General features: G+C 70.6%; 21 protein-coding genes. 9 read left to right on the forward strand and 12 right to left on the reverse strand.

What is annotated here, in order from left to right:
• Positions 1-5: 5 nt before the first annotated feature.
• On the reverse strand, positions 6-473 hold the full coding sequence (locus OUY22_RS27825) for a hypothetical protein (protein WP_270158141.1): 468 nt from the start codon (positions 471-473) through the stop codon (positions 6-8).
• A 97-nt stretch (positions 474-570) separates the two neighbouring features.
• Here OUY22_RS27825 and OUY22_RS27830 point away from each other — a divergent pair, with 97 nt between their 5' ends.
• The 4 genes from OUY22_RS27830 to OUY22_RS27845 all read left to right on the forward strand — a co-directional run bounded on the left by OUY22_RS27830 (position 571) and on the right by OUY22_RS27845 (position 3,454).
• Positions 571-1,359 (forward strand): ABC transporter ATP-binding protein, encoded by a 789-nt coding sequence (locus tag OUY22_RS27830; RefSeq protein WP_270158142.1) that lies wholly within the window; start codon positions 571-573, stop codon positions 1,357-1,359.
• Between the two features lie 78 nt (positions 1,360-1,437).
• Positions 1,438-2,364, forward strand: coding sequence for an SPFH domain-containing protein (locus OUY22_RS27835; protein WP_408638213.1), 927 nt, complete (start codon positions 1,438-1,440; stop codon positions 2,362-2,364).
• A gap of 82 nt (positions 2,365-2,446) precedes the next feature.
• Positions 2,447-3,202 (forward strand): sulfite exporter TauE/SafE family protein, encoded by a 756-nt coding sequence (locus OUY22_RS27840; RefSeq protein ID WP_270158143.1) that lies wholly within the window; start codon positions 2,447-2,449, stop codon positions 3,200-3,202.
• Between the two features lie 30 nt (positions 3,203-3,232).
• Positions 3,233-3,454: a hypothetical protein gene (locus OUY22_RS27845; RefSeq protein ID WP_270158144.1), complete on the forward strand. Its 222-nt coding sequence runs from the start codon at positions 3,233-3,235 to the stop codon at positions 3,452-3,454.
• A gap of 36 nt (positions 3,455-3,490) precedes the next feature.
• Here the strand turns inward: OUY22_RS27845 and OUY22_RS27850 are convergent, their stop codons facing one another.
• The 6 genes from OUY22_RS27850 to OUY22_RS27875 form a co-directional block, all read right to left on the reverse strand.
• A complete protein-coding gene (locus OUY22_RS27850; RefSeq protein WP_270158145.1) occupies positions 3,491-4,321 on the reverse strand; it encodes an NAD(P)H-binding protein in 831 nt (276 codons plus the stop codon).
• Positions 4,322-4,349: 28 nt separating this feature from the next.
• On the reverse strand, positions 4,350-5,207 hold the full coding sequence (locus OUY22_RS27855; protein ID WP_270158146.1) for a Rieske 2Fe-2S domain-containing protein: 858 nt from the start codon (positions 5,205-5,207) through the stop codon (positions 4,350-4,352).
• An 84-nt stretch (positions 5,208-5,291) separates the two neighbouring features.
• On the reverse strand, positions 5,292-5,903 hold the full coding sequence (locus tag OUY22_RS27860) for an HD domain-containing protein (protein ID WP_270158147.1): 612 nt from the start codon (positions 5,901-5,903) through the stop codon (positions 5,292-5,294).
• A gap of 1 nt (position 5,904) precedes the next feature.
• The gene (locus OUY22_RS27865; RefSeq protein WP_270158148.1) at positions 5,905-8,094 is read right to left on the reverse strand and encodes a molybdopterin-dependent oxidoreductase; all 2,190 of its coding nucleotides are present in this window, start codon (positions 8,092-8,094) and stop codon (positions 5,905-5,907) included.
• Positions 8,095-8,211: 117 nt separating this feature from the next.
• The gene (locus OUY22_RS27870) at positions 8,212-8,859 is read right to left on the reverse strand and encodes a hypothetical protein (protein WP_270158149.1); all 648 of its coding nucleotides are present in this window, start codon (positions 8,857-8,859) and stop codon (positions 8,212-8,214) included.
• Entirely contained in the window at positions 8,859-9,080 is a 222-nt protein-coding gene (locus OUY22_RS27875) for a hypothetical protein (protein ID WP_270158150.1), read from the reverse strand. Before OUY22_RS27875 ends, OUY22_RS27870 begins: the two co-directional genes overlap by 1 nt.
• Before the next feature lie 671 nt (positions 9,081-9,751).
• Between OUY22_RS27875 and OUY22_RS27880 the strand changes: the two genes are divergently transcribed.
• The 4 genes from OUY22_RS27880 to OUY22_RS27895 all read left to right on the forward strand — a co-directional run bounded on the left by OUY22_RS27880 (position 9,752) and on the right by OUY22_RS27895 (position 13,161).
• Complete coding sequence (locus OUY22_RS27880; protein WP_270158151.1) at positions 9,752-10,615, forward strand: helix-turn-helix domain-containing protein; 864 nt, start codon at positions 9,752-9,754, stop codon at positions 10,613-10,615.
• Positions 10,616-10,672: 57 nt separating this feature from the next.
• Positions 10,673-10,897, forward strand: a complete 225-nt coding sequence (locus tag OUY22_RS27885) for a DUF397 domain-containing protein (RefSeq protein ID WP_270158152.1) — start codon at positions 10,673-10,675, stop codon at positions 10,895-10,897.
• A gap of 382 nt (positions 10,898-11,279) precedes the next feature.
• Positions 11,280-12,353: a CapA family protein gene (locus OUY22_RS27890; RefSeq protein WP_270158153.1), complete on the forward strand. Its 1,074-nt coding sequence runs from the start codon at positions 11,280-11,282 to the stop codon at positions 12,351-12,353.
• A 151-nt stretch (positions 12,354-12,504) separates the two neighbouring features.
• Positions 12,505-13,161: a TetR family transcriptional regulator gene (locus tag OUY22_RS27895; protein ID WP_270158160.1), complete on the forward strand. Its 657-nt coding sequence runs from the start codon at positions 12,505-12,507 to the stop codon at positions 13,159-13,161.
• On the opposite strand, the gene OUY22_RS27900 is transcribed toward OUY22_RS27895, so the two are convergent.
• Positions 13,158-13,415, reverse strand: coding sequence for a hypothetical protein (locus OUY22_RS27900; RefSeq protein ID WP_270158154.1), 258 nt, complete (start codon positions 13,413-13,415; stop codon positions 13,158-13,160). The two genes, OUY22_RS27895 and OUY22_RS27900, sit on opposite strands and share 4 nt — an antisense overlap.
• A 164-nt stretch (positions 13,416-13,579) precedes the next feature.
• Here OUY22_RS27900 and OUY22_RS27905 point away from each other — a divergent pair, with 164 nt between their 5' ends.
• On the forward strand, positions 13,580-14,110 hold the full coding sequence (locus tag OUY22_RS27905; RefSeq protein ID WP_270158155.1) for a tetratricopeptide repeat protein: 531 nt from the start codon (positions 13,580-13,582) through the stop codon (positions 14,108-14,110).
• 10 nt (positions 14,111-14,120) lie between these two features.
• Here the strand turns inward: OUY22_RS27905 and OUY22_RS27910 are convergent, their stop codons facing one another.
• From OUY22_RS27910 to OUY22_RS27925, 4 genes are all read right to left on the reverse strand, one after another.
• Positions 14,121-14,696, reverse strand: a complete 576-nt coding sequence (locus OUY22_RS27910) for a hypothetical protein (RefSeq protein ID WP_270158156.1) — start codon at positions 14,694-14,696, stop codon at positions 14,121-14,123.
• Between the two features lie 244 nt (positions 14,697-14,940).
• The gene (gene clpB / locus OUY22_RS27915; RefSeq protein WP_270158157.1) at positions 14,941-17,511 is read right to left on the reverse strand and encodes an ATP-dependent chaperone ClpB; all 2,571 of its coding nucleotides are present in this window, start codon (positions 17,509-17,511) and stop codon (positions 14,941-14,943) included.
• The gene (locus OUY22_RS27920; RefSeq protein WP_148036329.1) at positions 17,512-17,862 is read right to left on the reverse strand and encodes a heat shock protein transcriptional repressor HspR; all 351 of its coding nucleotides are present in this window, start codon (positions 17,860-17,862) and stop codon (positions 17,512-17,514) included.
• Between the two features lie 4 nt (positions 17,863-17,866).
• Positions 17,867-18,745 (reverse strand): DnaJ C-terminal domain-containing protein (locus OUY22_RS27925; protein ID WP_270158158.1); only part of this gene is annotated, 879 nt, incomplete at its 5' end.

The raw sequence follows: 18,745 nt of genomic DNA on the forward strand, positions 1-18,745 counted from the left end.
TAAAATCAGCGTGATCGACCCGGCCAGCGCGGGCCGCCCGCGGCGGCCAGCGCCTGCGTCGCCTCCCGCATCGCCTCCGACAGCTCGCGTTCGGCCTCCGCCACCGACGGCAGGTCCTGCCGTACCGGCCCGGCCTCGTGCGCCTCCCACTTGACGCCCACGTACGAGGAACCGCGCAGATCGAGCGAGGGCACCAGCCCGACGCGCGTGTCGTCCAGCACGGCGACGGCGGCCTGTCCGGCGTCCACCGCGGCCGAGTTGAACCCCGGCGGCCCCGACAGCCCCAGCGGGTCACCGGGCGCCGGCAGCGCCAGACGGAAGCCGCTCAACCCCGCGGACCGAAGATTGACCAGGTATTTACGCAGCGGAACCTCGCCCACGACGGCGGGGCCGCCGACCTCTTCTACGTGGTCGGCCGCCTCGTCCAGGCCGATGTGGCCGGTGAGCCAGGCGTTACCCCAGGCGACGAGCACAGGACAGATAGGCGATTCAGGGCGCACCGATCCACGATAAGCGCTCGCCCTGCAATAGGTTTGTCCCCAGGGTTTACTCCTCAAGGAGGGATCGGGGATGGGTGGTCAGGTGCTGCGGTTCCAGGACGTCGCCTACAGGCGCGACGGGGCGACCCTGCTGCGCGGCATCGACTGGACGGTGGAGGAGGACGAACGCTGGGTCGTCCTCGGGCCCAACGGCGCGGGCAAGACGACGTTGCTGCAGCTCGCGGCCACGTTGCTGTTCCCCAGCGACGGGTCGCTGGAGGTGCTGGGCGAGCGGGTCGGCGTGGCCGACGTGTTCGACCTGCGGCCGCGCATCGGGCTGTGCAGCTCGGCGCTGGCCGAGCGCATCCCGCCGGAGGAGAAGGTCATCGACCTGGTGCTGACCGCCTCCTACGCGCTGCTCGGCCGGTGGACGGAGGAGTACGACTCCGACGACGTCACCCGCGCCGTGGAGCTGATCGACATGATGGGCGCGGCCCATCTGATCAGGCGGCGGTTCGCCTCGCTGTCGGAGGGGGAGCGCAAGCGGGTGCAGATCGCCCGCGCGCTCATGCCGGACCCGGAGATGCTGCTGCTCGACGAGCCGGCCGCCGGCCTCGACGTGGGCGCCCGCGAGGACCTGGTGCGGCGGCTGTCCGTGCTGGCCGACGACTTCCGGTCGCCTGCGCTGGTCCTGGTGACCCATCACGTGGAGGAGATCCCGGCCGGGTTCACCCACGGCCTGATGCTGCGCCACGGCGCGATCGTGGCCCAGGGGCCGCTGGAGCACGTCATGACGGCCGACAACCTGTCGCAGACGTTCGGGGTGCCGCTGGGGCTGGAGCGCAGCGCCGAGGGCCGCTGGTACGTGCGCCCCTTCTAGCCGCCGCGGAGGCCGCCCGCCGGGGGCCGGGACGAAATATCATGCAGCGTCGGGCCCGTCGATTCCCGGAGCGTTGCCATGTCGGTGGAGCAGCTCATCGTCGTCCTCGTCGTGGTCGCGGCGGTGGGCCTCGGGGTGGCGCGGGCGATCAGGATCATCCCGCAGGCGACGGCGGCGATCGTGGAGCGCCTGGGCCGCTACCACCGCACCCTCGCCCCCGGGCTCAACCTGGTGGTGCCGTTCGTCGACCGGATCAAGGACCTGATCGACCTGCGCGAGCAGGTGGTGTCCTTCCCGCCGCAGCCGGTGATCACCTCCGACAACCTGGTCGTCTCCATCGACACCGTCATCTACTTCCAGGTGACCGACCCGAAGGCGGCCACGTACGAGATCGCGAACTTCCTGACCGGCGTCGAGCAGCTCACCGTCACCACCCTGCGCAACGTCGTCGGCGGCATGGACCTGGAGCGCACGCTGACCTCCCGGGAGGAGATCAACACCGAGCTGCGCGGCTCGCTCGACGAGACCACCGGCAAGTGGGGCATCCGGGTCAACCGGGTGGAGCTCAAGTCCATCGACCCGCCGGCCTCGATCCAGGACTCGATGGAGAAGCAGATGCGCGCCGACCGTGACAAGCGGGCCGCCGTGCTCACCGCCGAGGGGCAGCGCCAGGCGGCCATCCTGGCGGCCGAGGGGGAGCAGCGGGCGGCGGTCTTACGGGCCAGGGGCGACGCGGAGGCGGCGGTGCTGCGCGCCCAGGCCGAGGCCGAGGCCCAGGCGATGCGGGCCAAGGGGCAGGCCGACGCGATCGGCATGGTGTTCAAGGCCATCCACGAGGGCAAGCCGGACCAGCACCTGCTCGCCTACCAGTACCTGCAGACCCTGCCGGAGATCGCCAAGGGCGACGCCAACAAGATCTGGATAGTCCCCTCGGAGATGGGCAAGGCGCTGGAGAACCTCGGCGGCCTGTTCAGCCCTCCGAAACCGCCCGCCCCCGACGCGTAGCCCCGTCCGCCACCCCCGGGAGCGAGACCGCCCGGTCAGGCCCCCTAGGCTCGGCTGTCGACGCGTAGGGGAAGGGGTCGGGGTGACGGTCTGGGAAGCGCTCGCCGTGTGGCTCGCCGGCGTGGCCGCCGGGGCGATCAACGCGGTGGTCGGCTCGGGGAGCCTGATCACCTTCCCCACCCTCGTGGCCGTCGGCGTCGATCCGATCGTGGCGAACGTGTCCAACAACATCGGCCTGGTCCCCGGCTCGGTCACCGGCGCGTACGGCTACCGCGCGGAGCTGCGCGGGCAGCGCGACCGGCTGGTCAGGCTCGCTGGAGGGTCGGCGCTCGGCTCGCTGGCCGGCGGGATCCTGCTGCTCTACCTGGACCCGGACGTCTTCCAGGTGGTGGTCCCGGTGCTCATCGCGCTGGCCTGCGTCCTGGTGATCATCCAGCCCTGGCTCAACGCCCGGCTGGCCGCCCGGCGCGAGCACGCGCACCCGTACGGCGGGCCGGTCCTGTGGCTGAGCGTGTTCGGGGCGGGCGTCTACGGGGGCTACTTCGGCGCCGCCCAGGGGGTGCTGCTCATCGGGCTGCTCGGCAGCTTCCTGGACGAGCACCTGCAGCGGGTGAACGCGGCCAAGAACGTGCTCTCGCTGGTGGTCAACCTCACCGCCGCCGTGCTGTTCGTGTTCGTCGCGGAGGTCGACTGGTGGGCGGTGCTGGCCGTGGCGCTGGGCGCGATGATCGGGGGCTTCCTGGGGGCGAAGGTCGGCCGCCGCATCCCGGCGCCGTTGCTGCGGGTGGTCATCGTGGTGGTGGGGATCGTGGCGATTATCAAACTGGTGTACGGATAAATTTCCGACTTTCTGGGTATGAATCGGTACATGAAGGGTGATCGCGTGGAGATCGTCATCGACGCGGGCGGCACCCCGCGCACCTACGAGATCGTCGCCACCCGTGCGGGCCGCCGCGTCGAGGTGGACACCCGGCGAGGGCTCGTCGAGGTGAGCGAGGTGACCCGGAGCGGCACCCCGGTCAGGACCGCCCGGTTCATGTCCAGCCGCATCCTCGCCCTCGTCGAGCACCCCGCCGACGAGAAGTCCTGACCGAGGCCGGGGCCGGCGCGAGGCCGGCCGCCGGTCCTAACGGAAGTCCGCCTCGTGGTCGCGCACCCAGGAGCGGAACGGCAGCGCCGGTCTGCCCAGCAGCTTCTCCACCACGTCCGTGACCTCCTCGGGGGAGTCCACGAAGCTCCGCCAGCCCGCCAGCGCGCTGTCCACGAAGTTCGCGTCGCCCCAGGCCGCCAGCAGGTGCTCGCGCGCCTCCTCGGGCGGCAGCTCCTCCCAGCGGACCTCGCGGCCGATCACCTCGCCGATGATCCGTACCTGCTCGGCCTGGGTGAGCAGGCCGGGCCCGCTGATCGGGTAGGCCGCGCCGCCGTGCCCGGCCGAGGTCAGGACGTGCACCCCCACCGCCGCGATGTCCTTCTCGTGGATGAGGGCGCGCGCCGCCTGCCCGTACGGCCAGCGCACCACGCCCGTCCTGATCTGGTCGGCCCAGCCCAGGGTGTTGGCCGCGAAGCCGCTCGGTCGCAGGAACGTCCAGCTCAGCCCGGAGGCGCGGATCAGCCGCTCCAGCTCCTGGTGGAAGATCGGCGGACCGCCGCCGTCCGGTACGTTCGCTGAGAGGTACACCACCCGCCGGGCCTTGGCGGCCAGCGCCTCGACCACCGGCTCGGCGGTCCGCGCGGCGAAGCCCGGCCACACCAGGAACGCCGTCTCCACGCCCGCGAGAGCGGGCTCCAGCGTCTCGGGTCTGGTCAGGTCGCCCGCGACCACCTCCACCTCATCGGGGAGCCGTGCCTTGGCCGGGTCGCGCACCAGGGCGCGCACCTCCAGGCCGGCCCGAGCCAGTTCGTTCACCACATGTCCGCCGACGTTGCCGGTCGCGCCGGTCACCAGAATCGTGCTCATGCGGCGACCGTAGAACCTCAAGTCGACTTCAGGTCAACCTCGGCCGCACCTGGATCGTGCCGTCCTTGCGGACGCGGGTCTCGAACGTCGGCACCGGCGCCGTGGCCGGCCCGTGCCTGACCGAGCCGTCCTCCAGCCGGAACGTGCTGCCGTGCCAGGGGCACCGCACGCACGCCTCGCCGTCCACCTCGACCAGCCGGCCCTGGTGGAGCGGGCCCGCCAGGTGTGGGCAGGTGTCCACCAGCACGGTCGCGTTCTCGCCGCGGCGCAGCACGAACAGCGAGATGTAGCCGAGCCGCCGCGACACCGGACGGCCGTCCGGCAGGTCCTTCAACAGGCACAGGTCGTGCCAGCCCAACGGCACCAAATGGGAGACCTGGGGCGCGTGGTTGGCCCCCGCCGACATCCGATAGGCCAGGTGGCCACCCAGGTATCCGCCGACCCCGCCCGCCACCAGCCCGGCGTACGACAGCGCCCGCCCGGCCCGCTCACTCCCGCGCACCCGGGCCAGCAGCGACCCGGAGAACAGGCCGAGCGCGACCACGTTCGACACCATGTGCACGAACCCGACGCGCTGCTGCTCCCGGTGCAGCGACGACCAGTCGGTCAGGCCGGCGGCGGCCGTGGGCAGGGCGTTGACGATGCCGGTGGCCAGCAGCAGCCGCACCGCGCGCGGGTCGGCCTTGACCAGGTCGAGCAGCGTGGCCGACATCCAGCAGCCCAGGCTCACGGAGGCCAGGGGCGGGTGTGCCGGTTTGCCCGTCGGCACTCCGTGCAACAGGTCCCGCATGAAGCCCTGGGGGACGCGTTCGCGCACCGTCTTCGCCAGCGCTCGGATCGGCCGGTCCATGGCCGTGGCCTTGCCCAGCCGTTCGGTGAGGTCCACTGGTCCGGCGAACCGCCGCAAGTTCTTACGTCTCGCCCGTACTGTCTCTTTCACGACAAGTCCCCTACCCCAGGGGTGCGGACGTCACTCGGAAAGGTGACCCTTCGCGACCGACTCCTCGACGAGGGCGCGCGCGTACGCCCCCAGCGACGGCGCGCCCTCCTCGATGAGCCTGACCTTCTCCATCACCTGGGCCGCGGTCACCTTGAACAGCCGCCAGGTGCCGCCCTCGGTGTGGTGGTTGGCCAGGATCGGCGCGAACCGGTCGAGCGCCCTGGCGAAGCGCGCCTCGGGCGTCTCGCGCTCCTCGAACTCCTCCCACAGGCTCCGCAGCCGCGCGCCCTGCTCGCCGGGCAGCAGCGCGAAGATCCGGTCGGCCGCCGCGCGCTCGGCCTCCACCTGCGCGGCCACCGCCACCGGGTCGTAGATGAACGTGTCGCCCGCGTCGATCTCGACCAGGTCGTGCACGAGCAGCATGGCGACGACCCGCTGGAGGTCGGTGCCGGCAGGCGCGTGCTCGCCCAGCACCATCGCCAGCGTGGCCACGTACCAGGAGTGCTCCGCGTCGTTCTCCCGCCTGGAACCGTCCATCAGCAGGTTGCGGCGGATGATCCGCTTCAACTTGTCGATCTCCACGGCGAAGGCGATCTGGTCGGTCAGGCGGTCCTCTGCTGGCACGAAAGTCACCCGCGACACCTTAATGTGCGCTGATCACCCGGGTAGGCGAAATAGTGACCGGAACACCATTGAACACCGCGTTTCCCGACGGAACGTCCACCGCTGTCTCGTCCGTCAGCGCGTTCGCGCTCACCCCCGCGTGCTTCGCCGCCACCGCCTGCGAGCTGCCCTGGTGCCCCCAGCCGTGCGGCAGGCTGACGACACCCGGCATGATCGTGTCGGTGGGCTCCAGCGGCACGGTCAGCTCACCCTTCGCGGAGCGGACCACGGCCTCGCCGCCGAGCCCGAGCCTGGCCACGTCCGCCGGGTTGATCTGGAGCGTGCAGGTGTTGCTGCCGCCCACCAGCGGGCCCACGTTGTGCAGCCAGCTGTTGTTGGAACGCAGGTGACGCCGCCCGATCAGGACCATCTCCGCAGGCTCGGCGTCGAGCCCGGCGCGCAGCCGGTCCACGTCCTCCAGGAGCAGCGGCGGCGCCAGCTCCACGACGCCCGAGGCGGTCCTGAGCACCTCCGGCAGCCGCGGCTCCAGCGGGCCGAGGTCGAGCCCGTGCGGATGGTCGAGCAGCTTGCGCAGCGACAGGTCGCCCCCGGCCGCCCACTCGCCGTAGGGGCCGAGCTTGAGCATGAGGTCCAGCCGCCGCTCGGCGCCCGTGTCGCCCTCCAGCAGGGCGCGCAGCTCGGCGACGTCCCGGCCCTCGACCCCGGAGCCGGGCGTCTCCACGGCCTTGGCCAGCATCTGACCGATCACGAACTCGTCCAGGTCGCCGTCCGCCCCAGAGGCGATCATGGTGAGCCGGGCCAGGATCTGCGCCTCCGACGGCTGCCCGTCCAGCGGCAGCAGCGGCGGCGAGTAGCGCGCGTAGTTGCGCACCGCGAAGCCCAGCAGCGCGAAGTCGTAGTGTCCCGACTGCAGCACCCGCGGCGGGGGCAGGATGACGTGCGCGTGCTTGGTGGTCTCGTTCAGGTACGGGTCCACGCTCACCATGAAGTCGAGCCCGGCCAGCGCCCGGTCCAGCCGGTCGCCGTGCGGGGCCGACAGCACCGGGTTGCCCGCCACCGTGACCAGGAGTTTGATCTGCCCCTCGCCCGGCGTCTCGATCTCGTCGGCGAGGGTGGCGACCGGCAGCTCGCCGTTCGCCTCGGGCAGGCCGCGCACCCGGCTCCTCCAGCGCCCCACCCGGTACGGTCCGCGCCGCCCGGCGAACTCGGTGGCGGGCTTGGGGAACATCACCCCGCCCGGCCGGTCCAGGTTGCCGGTCAGCGTGTTCACCACGTCCACCAGCCACTGGGCGAGCGTGCCGAACTCGGCCGTGCAGGTGCCGATCCGCGCGTACACGGCGGCCCGGCCGGCCGCCGCCAGCTCCCGCGCGAGCCGTACGATCACCTCGGCCGGCACGCCGGTGCGGCGGGCCACCACGTCAGGCGGGAAGTGCTCGGCCGACTCGCGCACCTCGTCGAGCCCGTTGACCTGGTGGGCGAGCGTGACCAGATCCTCGGCGAAGAGCGTGTGCACGATGCCGAACAGCAGGTAGGCGTCCGTGCCGGGGCGTACGAACACGTGCTCGTCAGCGAGCTCTGCGGTCCGGGTGCGGCGCGGGTCGACCACGACGAGCCGCCCGCCGCGCCGGCGCAGCGCCTTGAGCCTGCCGGGGAAGTCGGGGGCGGTGCACAGCGAGCCGTTGGACTCCAGCGGGTTGGCGCCCAGCATCAGCAGATAATCGGCGCGGTCCAGGTCGGGGACCGGGATGGCCAGCGGATGGCCGAACATCAGCCCGCTGGCCACGTGCTTGGGCATCTGGTCGGCGCTGCTGGCGGAGAAGACGTTGCGGGTGCCGAGCGCCTTGATCAGCGGTCCGTTGTAGAGCGCGCCCGCCATCGTGTGCGCGTTCGGGTTGCCCAGGTAGACGGCGACCGACTGGCGGCCGTGCGCGGCGGTCACCTCGGCGAGCCCGCGCTCGACCGCGGCGAACGCCTCGTCCCAGCCCGCCTCCCGCCACCGCCCGCCCTCCCGGATCAACGGCCTGCGCAGCCGGTCGGGGTCCTCGTCCAGCCTGCCGAGGCTGGCGCCCTTCGGGCAGATGAACCCCTTGCTGAACGGGTCGTCGCGGTCGCCGCGGACGCTGGTCACGTGGCCGCCGTCGTCGAGTGTCAGCGTCAGGCCGCAGACGGCTTCACACAGGGGGCAGGTCCGATGCACGGTCGACGTCATCACGACTCCTGGGTTCGTCAGCTGAACTCATCTTGACGCGTACGGAGGACATGGGGAAGCCCCGGAGCCCCCGCGGTCTCCGGGGCTTTTCCTAGGGAGGCGCGGGTCCCTAGGTCTTCAGCCCAGCGGCTGCGGAATCAGCTGCCGGGACAGATCAGGCGGCTCCTCGAGGTCGTGGCGGAGCGAGATCCAGGCCCGCCGGCCGTAGAGCCGGTCGAGTCCGGGGGAGAGGGTCCCGGGGATCTCGTCCCGCCTGACGATCTCGACGATCACCAGGTTGGCGCGGGTGCGGTGCCGGTAGACGGTGACGGCCCTGGCCCAGCAGGCCGCCGCGATCTCCTCGGCGTAGGCCTCGAACTCCTCGGCGCAGATGCCGGCCCTGGTCAGGATCAGGGCCTTCTCGCCCGTGGTGGTCGGGGTGATCCACAGCACCAGCGGGATGCGGCCCTTGCGGGTGTGCATGGTGGTCTCCAGGCAGACCCGCTGCAGCCGGTGACGGGACACCACGCACCAGAAGTGCGAGACGGCCCAGCTGCGGCCGAACCGGGTCGCGGCCGGCACCGAGACGGCGGTGCCGGCCAGGACGAACGGCAGCCAGCCGCCCTGCTGGGTGGCGTCCAGCAGGACCGGCACGAGCAGCGCGAGGCCGGTGAGGATGAGCAGTTCGGTACGGATCCGCCAGAGCCGGGTGATGGGCCCGGAACCGGCCGGGGCGGGCAGGTCCTCGTACCCGGGGTAGATCTGGTTGCGCGGGTTCCTGGGCATCAGGACACCTCCTCGGGCACCCGTGGCACGATCCGGTCGAATCGTGGGTCGCGGTAGCGGCGGGAGCCGAAGCCGGTCCTGGTGACCGACCAGCCCCGGCGGTGGGCGAACTCGTCGAACTCCATGCAGATTTCGCGGTCGGCCCAGGCGAGCAGTCCCTGGAAGCGGGTGAGCATCCGGGACTTGCGCCGGCTGAGTCCCTTGGTACCTTGTGAGTGCATAGAAGACCCCTTTCGCGGCAAATCAGAGGTGGCTTCTTACGCCGGACTGCGGGCCGGTGACCTGCTCGCCGCTGGGTGGCAGCCCAGGTGCGGCGGGTCGGGTGCGCCGGCCTCGGTCCGGCTTGTGCTCTTTCGAGCGACGATCGCGGCGATGACTCTCAGCTGAGTGCGAGATCCTTCCGGCAGGCGGCCTCCCTGTGTTCGGTCTCCATGGACGGGACGGCGCCGTTGCCGGGTGCGCGGCCTGACCGGCCGCGAGTGGTCGTGGGCGGGAAGCTCGTCCCGGCGGGTCGCGCGGTGTCCATCACGACCTCCCCACCTCCGGAGCTCCTCTTGGTCCTGATGGTCCTCTCGGCAGTTAGCCGCTGCAAGTCCTTGAGCAAGAAAGATTTTTCTTTCTTCGCAATCGTCCCTCGAATTGCCGTGCAACTTGCACGCGCCGGATGACCTTCGGCATGGACGGGGTGCCCACGGGAGATCATTTGGTGTGCTCCCCCTTCCCCCTCAGGAGCTTTGCTTGCTTCACACCGTCTCTCCGTGAAAGCCTCCTGGCAAGCCCAAATGAAGGTACGCGTGCAAGTTGCAGTGTAAGATTGGCAGGACGGCCCAAGACCGCGGGCTTGAAACGGTTCCCTCCGGCTATACCTTCATCCCGGCAAGGAGAGTCGACGGTGCCACCGACGCAGGGCAGTCCGACTGTCCGCAAGCTCAGACTCGGTCAGGAGCTCCGGCTGCTCCGTGAGCGACGCAAGATCACCGGTGCCGGCGCCGCCAAGGAGCTCGGCTGGTCGCCCAGCAAGGTCTCGCGCATCGAGGGCGCCAAGACGATGCCCAGCGCCGACGACATCAAGGCGATGGGGAAGCTCTACCGCCTCGACGAAGTCAAACTTGACGAACTCTTCGGCCTGTTGCGGGATGCGGATCAGCGGGGCTGGTGGGAAGATTACGAAGACGCCCTGCCGGAGGAGTACACAAGATTCCTCGGGCTGGAGGCAGAGGCCATCGTCCAGCGCAACTGGGAACCCCAGATCGTGCCCGGCCTCTTCCAAACCGAGGATTACGCCCGAGAGGTCATCCTGGCCGTCCGCGGCATCTCGCGCATCACCCACAGCGGAGTGAGGAGCAGGGTCGAGGCCCGTCTCGACCGCCAGCAGCGTGTCCTGCACCGCTCCGACCCCTGTGAGATGCGCTTCGTGCTGGACGAACCGGCCCTGATGCGCCGCTTCGGCGAGCCCTCGGTGATGCGGGCGCAGATGGAGCATCTCCTGGAGTTGTCCCTTCTGCCTCACGTCAGCGTTCAGGTGCTGCCCATGGACGCGCTTCACCCGGTCAGCACGGGAGCGTTCATTCACCTCAAGTTCACAGACTTCGACGATGTGGTCTATTTGGAGCAGCTTTATACTGCTCACTTCGTCGAGGACCTCGAGCGGGTAGCGGGGTACGAGTCGGCCTTCGAGAACATCAGGATGCAGGCGTTGGACGAGGACGAATCACGCGTGCTCATTCAACGCAAGGCGATGATGTGGCGAGGCTGAGCAACGAACATCGGAACAAAAGGGGCAATGGCGCCCCTACGCCCATTTGGGGAGAAAATGTCTATCCACCACCAGACGGCGGCCTGGCAGAAGAGCACCTTCTGCAACGGAGCCAGCAGCTGCGTTGAGGTCGCCCCCCTCGCCGACGGGAACGTCGCACTGAGGGACAGCAAGGAGCAGGACGGACCCGTCCTCGTCTTCACCCCGTCGGAGTGGGCCGCGTTCACGGCCGGCGTCCGGGACGGAGAGTTCGACCTGGAGGCCCTTTCGGCCAGCGCGTGAAAAACGGCCCTGGCAGGTTGGTGACGCAACCGGACAGGGCCGTTCGACGAAGGCTGGTCACAGCCCCGGTTCTCTCCGCCCGCCCGGCGGGCACAAGATCCCCGCACATCATGACGCACCCCGGCCCCCTTGATCAACAGGCGCCCACTCCCGTACACAGGCCCCCCGCCTCCTTCAGCGCCTCACGGATCGCCCCCGCGTTGACGCCAGGAGTCGTCCATGGCCACCCCTCCCCGCGCCGGCGTCGAGGTCCGTGATCTGATTCCTGAGCCAAGTCCGATTTCTTATCGTTTGATGTCAAGCGAGGGTCACTACGCGCCAATAGTCCGGACATGGCATGCTCGATCCCTGAAAGTCTCGATCGAGCTGGATGGCGCCCCCGATGAACCTCCCCCGCGCACTCTCGGCACTGGCCGCCGTGGCCTCGCTGGCCGCCTGCTCGGCCTTCGGTGCGGAGGCGCCCGAGCGGCAGCCCCAATCAGCCACCACCTCGGCCGAGCCCACGGCCCCCGCCACCCCGAAGCGTGAGCCGTACACCATCGCCTTCGGCGGGGACGTGCACTTCGAGGGCTTCCTGCGGGCGCGGCTGAACAACCCGCGCACCGCGCTCGGCCCGATCGCCTCGGTGCTCCGCAAGGCGGACCTGGCCATGATCAACCTGGAGACCGCGATCACCACGGGCGGCACTCCCGCGCCCGGCAAGCAGTACACGTTCCGGGCGCCGACCAGCGCGATCACCGCGCTCAAGGCCGCCGGCGTGGACGTGGCCTCCATGGCCAACAACCACGGCATGGACTACATGGAGACCGGCCTGGCGGACTCGCTCGCCGCGATCAAGAAGTCCCGCTTCCCGATGGTGGGCATCGGCAAGGACGAGGCGCAGGCGTACAAGCCGTTCAGGAAGACGGTGAACGGCAACCGGGTCGCGATCATCGGCGCGACCCAGGTGCTGGACGCCGAGTTCATCGACTCCTGGACCGCCACCCCGGACAAGGGCGGGCTCGCGTCGGCCAAGAACGAGGCCCGCCTGATCAAGGCGGTACGGCAGGCGCGCAAGAACTCCGACACCGTCATCGTGCACCTGCACTGGGGCACCGAGATGCAGAAGTGCCCCAACCCGGCGCAGCTCTCCCTGGCCCCCAAGCTCGTCAAGGCCGGCGCCGACGTGGTGGTGGGCGGCCACGCGCACATCCTGCTGGGCGCCGGGTACCTCGACAACGCGTACATCAGCTACGGCCTCGGCAACTTCGTCTTCTACAACTCCAACCCCGCGACCACGGGCCGCACCGGCGTGCTGACCCTCACCATCAACGGCCGCAAGATCCTCAAGGACCGGTGGACCCCCGCCACCATCCAGAACGGCGTGCCGGTCCCGATCACCGGCGCCGCGCGGACGCAGGCCGTGGCCGACTGGAAGGCGCTGCGTTCCTGCACCGGACTGGCCGCCCGGCCCTGAACCCCGCAGGGTCCGGTGGCGTACGCGGTCGACGCTGTCCAGGATCTCCCCATCCGCACTCCATGGGCTGGTCCGGGCTCACCGGATTCCCGGGAATCCGGTCAATCGTGGGTAACGATCTGGTCTGGCGGGGGAAGATGATGTCGTGTCCATGCCGCAACCAGAAGATGACTGTGCGTCGCCGAAGGCGCTGCGCCGTCAGCCCACGCAGCGCCGCAGCGCGCGGCGGGTCGAGCGGATGCTCGACGCCTGCGCCCACCTGCTCGACGAGATCGGCTACGAGGCGCTCTCCACGACCAGGATCGCCGACCGGGCGGGGGTCGCGATCGGCTCGGTCTATCAGTTCTTCCCCGACAAGCGGGCCATCACCCAGGAGCTGACCCGGCGCAACGTGGAGCTGTTCGTCTCCAGGGTGGGCCGCCGGTTCATGGAGGAGGACTACCGGGGCTGGTGGGACGCCGTCGACGCGATCATCGACGAGTACGTCGACATGCACCGCACAGTGCCCGGCTTCCGGAGCCTCCACTTCGGCGACGTGGTCGACCTCAACCTGCTCGACTCCGACTCCGACAACAACACCGTGATCGCGGGCCGGCTGCGCGGGCTGCTGCTCAAGGAGTTCGGGCTCGCCGACTGCCACGAGCTCGACGTGGCCGTGCTGGTGGCGGTCGAGGCCGGTGACGCGGTGCTCAAGCTGGCCTTCCGCCGCGACCCCGACGGCTCGGAGGAGATCATCGACGCGGCCCGGCAGCTCGTGCGCGGGTTTCTGTCGCGTCAGCTCAAGTCCTACACGCCGCGGCCCGACTAGCGGATCCGCTCCCAGGCCTCGAGAAACTCCGGCAGCCAGTGCGGCTCGTGGGGTCGCGCGCACTCCTCGGCGTACGACACCGGCCGGACGGCGTGCTCTCTCACGCGTAGCTCGTCCTCCAGGGCCCGCAGTCTTCGCTCGGCCGCATCGGCCCCTTCGAGCCGGGCCGAAACGTAGCCGGCGACCCCGGGGCCCACGGCCGACAGCACCACCGCGACCGCCAGCGCGGACGTCACCTGCCTGGACCCGCTCATCCCAGCCCCTTCCGCTCTCGGGCGCGAAGTGACCGGTATATGCCCTGCTACCTGCGAAGATATGCGGCTCGTGAGCGGCTGGTGACGAATCGTGGTGCCCTCATCCGCCATCGCCGATGCTTATTGAGCGGGCAAAACCGCACGGCTCTCGGTAGTCTCGCGTTGTGGCGCATGTGACCCGTGAGCACCTTGATCGCCTGCTTGAGCAGGCGCTGCTGGCCGACGACCACGGCTCGCTGGCCGGCAGGCTGTACGACGTCGCGCTCGATTACTCCAGCGGCGACGTGTCGAGAGCGTCCATCCTGGTTCAGGCGGCCGAGGAGTGGCGCGCGGCCGGTCAGCCGGCCCGCGCGCTGGAGTGCTTCCAGCGCGCGGTCGAAGACGGCGGGGAGACGGGCATCGACCCGCGTGCCGGCATCGCCGACACGCTGTTCGAGCTCGACCGGCACGACGAGGCGAGGGAGGTCATCGAGACGGTCCGCGCCGAAGAGGACGTCTCGGCGGCGACCGCCCACAGCATCGCCGAGACCCTCGTCGCCTACGGCGACCTGGAGGCGGGCCACGAGTGGGTGACCCAGGCACTGCTGACCTGCGAGAGCGACGACCCGGAGCGGATGTCGATGCTGCGCACCCGCTACCGCATCAGGCTCGACCTGGGCCTGCCCGAGGACGAGATCGACGCCCTCGTCTCCTGACGGGCCGGGCTCAGCGCAGGGAGAGCCCGCCCAGCAGGCGGGTGACGCCGTCGAGGGAGCGGCCCGGGATGTCCGCCCGGTCCAGCTCCGTCGCCACGCGCGGCACCGCACGGTCCACGATCTCGTCCCCGGCCTGCTGGACCGGGCCGGTCAGGTCGATCGGGGTGTCCGCCGGGCGCGGACGTCCGTCCGTGGGCCGAGGAGTGCGCCCCGTCGGCGGGGCGGCTTCGGGCAGCACCGGAAGGGCGGGCAGCTTGAGCAGGCCGGTCGCGCCCGCCACCGGCTCGCTCGCCACCGGCGGCATGGCCGAGGTGGCCACGAACCCGCCCAGGTCAGACAGCCCATGCTCCGACTGCGGGGTGACCAGCCCGGTCAGGTGGATGCGCTCGGCCATCCTGACCGCGTTCAGGGCCAGGTGGGTGCTCTCCGACCCGAGCAGCGGGGCGGCGTCGCTCAGCCGCGCCTTGGCCAGCTCGTCGCAGAGCGCCGCCGCGGGTGAGCCCACGCGGGCCTGCGCGGTCAGGCAGTCGTCCGCGGCCGAGGGGCCGGTCCCCAGCCAGGTGACGCCCGCGGTCAGAGTGACCATGGCCAGGATCCTTCGGATGTTCCGCGTAAGCACTTCTCGTCCCCCTGATCGTTCCCGTGACTGACGCACGCGAAGCTAGCCAGGCGGGCGAGAGCGGGGAGGCGGCTTGCCGGAAGGCTGGCCCGAACCTTAAGGAACGGACCCCGCCGATGACCCGCCGGGGAACGTCGAACGCCCGGAGGATGGACCTCCGGGCGTTCGGCGGGTGTACGACGGGTGTACGGGCGGGTTGTACGGCGGGTGCTCAGGCCCGCTGGACGGTCAGCTCGTCGTCGCCGAGGTCGACCAGGACCTTGTCGCCGTCGACGATCTCGCTGGAGAGCACCGCCCTGGCCAGCTTGTCACCGATCGCCGACTGGACCAGACGGCGCAGCGGGCGCGCCCCGTACATCGGGTCGTAGCCCGTCAGGGCCAGCCACTCACGGGCCGCGGGCGTGACCTCCAGCGTCAGCCTGCGGTCCGCCAGCCGCTGGGCCAGCCGGTCGACCTGCAGGTCCACGATCTGCGCCAGCTCCTCGGTGCCGAGCGCGTCGAACAGGATCACGTCGTCCAGCCGGTTGAGGAACTCCGGCTTGAACGCGCTGCGCACCGCGCCCATCACGGCCTCGCGCTTGACGCCGTTCTCCAGCGTCGGGTCGACGAGATACTGGGAGCCGAGGTTGGACGTGAGGATCAGGATCGTGTTGCGGAAGTCGACCGTGCGGCCCTGGCCGTCGGTCAGCCGGCCGTCGTCGAGCACCTGGAGCAGGATGTCGAAGACCTCCGGGTGGGCCTTCTCCACCTCGTCCAGCAGCACCACGGTGTACGGGCGACGCCGCACGGCCTCGGTGAGCTGGCCGCCCTCCTCGTAGCCGACGTAGCCGGGAGGCGCGCCGACGAGCCGGGCGACGCTGTGCTTCTCGGAGTACTCGCTCATGTCGATGCGGGTCATCGCCCGCTCGTCGTCGAACAGGAACTCCGCCAGCGCCTTGGCCAGCTCCGTCTTGCCGACACCGGTCGGGCCGAGGAACAGGAACGAGCCCGTCGGCCGGTCGGGGTCGGCGATGCCGGCCCGGCTGCGCCGGACCGCGTCGGACGCCGCCCGCACGGCCTCGTGCTGGCCGATGAGGCGCTTGCCCAGCTCCTCCTCCATGCGCAGCAGCTTGGCCGTCTCCCCCTCCAGCAGGCGGCCCGCCGGGATGCCGGTCCAGGACGAGATGACCTCGGCGATGTCGTCGGGGCCGACCTCCTCCTTGACCATGGCGTTCTCGGGCGGGGCGGCCTCGGAGGCGGCCTTCAGCGCCTGCTCCAGGCGCGGCACCTCGGCGTACATGATGCGGGAGGCGGTCTCGAAGTCGCCGTCGCGCTGCGCCCGCTCGGCGGTGCCGCGCGCCTCGTCGAGCTGCTTCTTCAGCTCACCGACCTTGTTGAGGCCGGCCTTCTCGTGCTCCCAGCGGCCGACCAGGGCGTTCAGCTCCTCCTGGCGGTCGGCCAGCTCCTGACGCAGGCGCTCCAGGCGCTGCACGGAGGCCTCGTCGGTCTCCTTGGACAGCGCCAGCTCCTCCATCTTCATCCGGTCGACGGCCCGCTGGAGCTGGTCGATCTCGACCGGACGGGAGTCGATCTCCATCCGCAGCCGGGACGCCGCCTCGTCGACCAGGTCGATGGCCTTGTCCGGCAGGAAGCGGCTGGTGATGTAGCGGTCGGACAGCGCGGCGGCCGACACCAGGGCGCTGTCGGCGATCTGCACCTGGTGGTGGGCCTCGTAGCGGCCCTTCAGCCCGCGCAGGATCGCGATGGTGTCCTCGACCGTCGGCTCGCCCACGTACACCTGCTGGAAGCGGCGCTCCAGCGCCGGGTCCTTCTCGATGCGCTCGCGGTACTCGTCGAGCGTGGTCGCGCCGATCATCCGCAGCTCGCCGCGGGCCAGCATCGGCTTGAGCATGTTGCCCGCGTCCATGGCGCCCTCGGCGGCGCCCGCGCCCACGACGGTGTGGAGCTCGTCGATGAAGGTCACGACCTGGCCGTCGCTCTCCTTGATCTCGGAGAGCACCGCCTTGAGCCGCTCCTCGAACTCGCCGCGGTACTTGGCGCCCGCGACCATCGCGCCCAGGTCGAGCGCGATCAGCCGCTTGTTGCGCAGCGACTCCGGCACGTCACCGGCCACGATGCGCTGGGCCAGGCCCTCCACCACGGCCGTCTTGCCGACGCCGGGCTCGCCGATCAGCACCGGGTTGTTCTTGGTGCGCCGGCTGAGCACCTGCACCACCCGCCGGATCTCGGAGTCGCGGCCGATGACCGGGTCGAGCTTGCCGGCGCGGGCCCGCTCGGTCAGGTCGACGCCGTACTTCTCCAGCGCCTGGTAGGTGTCCTCGGGCGTCTCGCTGGTGACCCGGGCGTGGCCGCGTACCTTCTCGAACGCGTCGAGCAGCGCCTGCGGCGTGACCCCCGCGGCCTTGAGCAGCTCGGCGGCCTGGCCGCCGTCCGCCGCGAGGCCGACCAGCAGATGCTCGGTCGAGACGTACTGGTCCTCCAGCCGGTTGGCGTGCTGGGCGGCGGTGTTCATGACCGTGAGCAGCTGGCGGGAGCTCGTGGGCGCCCCCACCGTCGCGCCCTGCGCCTTGGGCAGCGCCGCCAGCCGCTCCTCGGCCCTGGCCCGCAGCGCCTTCCAGTCGGCGCCGACCGCCTCCAGCAGCGGGACGGCGGTGCCGCCGGTCTGCGCGAGCAGCGTGGTCAGCAGGTGGATCGGAGAGATCTCGGGATTGCCGTCGGCGGCGGCCCGCCGCATGGCTCCCGAGAGCGCCTCCTGACTTTTCTGAGTGAGCTTGTATTCCATCTACGCCCCCGGTGGCAACTCGTAGCGGATCAGCGCCTTGATCATCTGGAGCTCGGCGCGCAGCCGGTGAACCTCCTCGCGCAGCCGCAGCGACTCGTTCTCCAGCTCCAGGATCCGCTTGATGCCGGCGAGGTTGATGCCCTCCTCCTGGGAGAGCCGCTGGACCTCGCGCAGCTGGATGATGTCTCTGGTCGAGTAGAGGCGGCCGCGCCCCGCCGTGCGGCCAGGGCAGACCAGGCCGAGCCGGTCGTACTGCCGCAATGTCTGCGGATGCAGCCCCGACAGCTGCGCGGCCACCGAAATCACATAAACAGGAGTGTCATCGGACAGGTCGAAGTAGTTGGCGTCCATCGGCTCACTCGCTTCTGGCTCTCAATATGAGCTCGGCCCGCGGGTCCTCGGCCGCTGTGGCGGTGTTGAACTCCGTGAGCAGCTCGCGCGACTTGTCGTCGAGCGTCTTCGGCACCACGACCTCGACGCTGGCGAGCAGGTCGCCCTTGGTGCCGTCCTTGCGGGTGACGCCCCGGCCGCGGACGCGGAAGGTGCGCCCGTTCGGCGTGCCCGCGGGGATGCGCAGGGTCACCGGCATCCCCTTGAGCGTCGGCACCTTGATCTCGGCGCCGAGAGCCGCCTCCGAGAACGTCACGGGAACCGTGACGGTCAGGTTGTCACCCGACCTGCCGAACACGGGGTGCGGCTTGACGTGCGTCACGATGTAGAGATCACCGGCCGGACCGCCGTTCTCGCCGGGCGCTCCCTTGGCCTTGAGCCTGACCCGCGCCCCGTCGGACACTCCCGCGGGGATGCGGGCCTGGATCGTGCGGGTGCTCTTGGCCCGGCCGCTGCCCTCGCAGACGGGGCAGGGGTCGTCGACCAGGAGCCCGCGACCCTTGCAGTCGCGGCAGGGCTCGGAGAAGGCGAAATTGCCCAGGTTGCGGCTGGCCGCACCGGTGCCCTCACAGGTCGGGCAGACCCGCGGGGTGGTGCCGGCCTTGGCGCCCGTCCCGGTGCACGCGCTGCACGCGGCGGAACTGGTCAGCCTGAGCGAAACCGTGGTGCCCTCGGCAGCCTCCGTGAACGACAGCGTGACCTCTGACTCGATGTCCTGCCCGCGCCGCGGCCTGGTGGCGGAGGTTGTGCGGGTCGTGGCGCCGCCCCGGTTGAACAGTCCGCCGAAAAGGTCGCTGAAACGGTCGCCCGTCCCGGGGGCCCGGGGGGGGGCCCGGGGGGCCCC

Origin of the sequence: Nonomuraea corallina (assembly GCF_027620315.1) — a bacterium.
Classification (GTDB): domain Bacteria; phylum Actinomycetota; class Actinomycetes; order Streptosporangiales; family Streptosporangiaceae; genus Nonomuraea; species Nonomuraea corallina.